We start from the raw sequence: 481 nt of genomic DNA on the forward strand, positions 1-481 counted from the left end.
CGGTTTTGTGGAGGTCACAGAACAGATGGAGCTTCCATTCTGAAAATGACAGCCCGTTGCACCCCCTGTTGCTATCCCGTTGCCGAGCCGGTTGCCGGGGAAAACCCCTTATTTCCGGGCTTTTCTCCCTTATAACAACCAAAACAACAGAAAAATAAAAGAAAAGTATAAATAGTAACCATCGCCAGATTGAGATTGTTTGCAAGGTCTTTTGAAGCCCGTTGCCGGACTTCGTTGCCGACACCCTCTGTCTGGCTATTTTCATGTATGGAGGATAACTGCCTATGGCAAAAAACAAAACAGAGATTCATGTGACTACGGTGTTTGACGGGGAACTGGACGCAACCGATGTATTCGTCAGCCTGATTTCCCAGAAATACGGCAAGACAAATGCAAAAGAATATCTTGCTAAAAAGAAAGATATGAAGTATAATGAAGATGAGGTTCAAAAGAGCCAGATACCGTCTGGATTGTGTGGGTA

Annotated in this window: 2 protein-coding genes; one reads left to right on the forward strand and one right to left on the reverse strand. The window is 44.5% G+C overall.

Features of this window, described 5'->3' with window-relative positions; genetic code table 11:
* Positions 1–71: 71 nt before the first annotated feature.
* The gene (locus DXA36_RS34130; protein ID WP_021682886.1) at positions 72–311 is read right to left on the reverse strand and encodes a hypothetical protein; all 240 of its coding nucleotides are present in this window, start codon (positions 309–311) and stop codon (positions 72–74) included.
* Here DXA36_RS34130 and DXA36_RS32550 point away from each other — a divergent pair.
* On the forward strand, positions 285–481 hold a 197-nt coding region (locus DXA36_RS32550; protein ID WP_118683633.1), incomplete at its 3' end, for a hypothetical protein. The genes DXA36_RS34130 and DXA36_RS32550 overlap by 27 nt on opposite strands.

This window comes from Eisenbergiella sp. OF01-20, assembly GCF_003478085.1.
Taxonomy (GTDB): Bacteria; Bacillota; Clostridia; order Lachnospirales; family Lachnospiraceae; genus Eisenbergiella.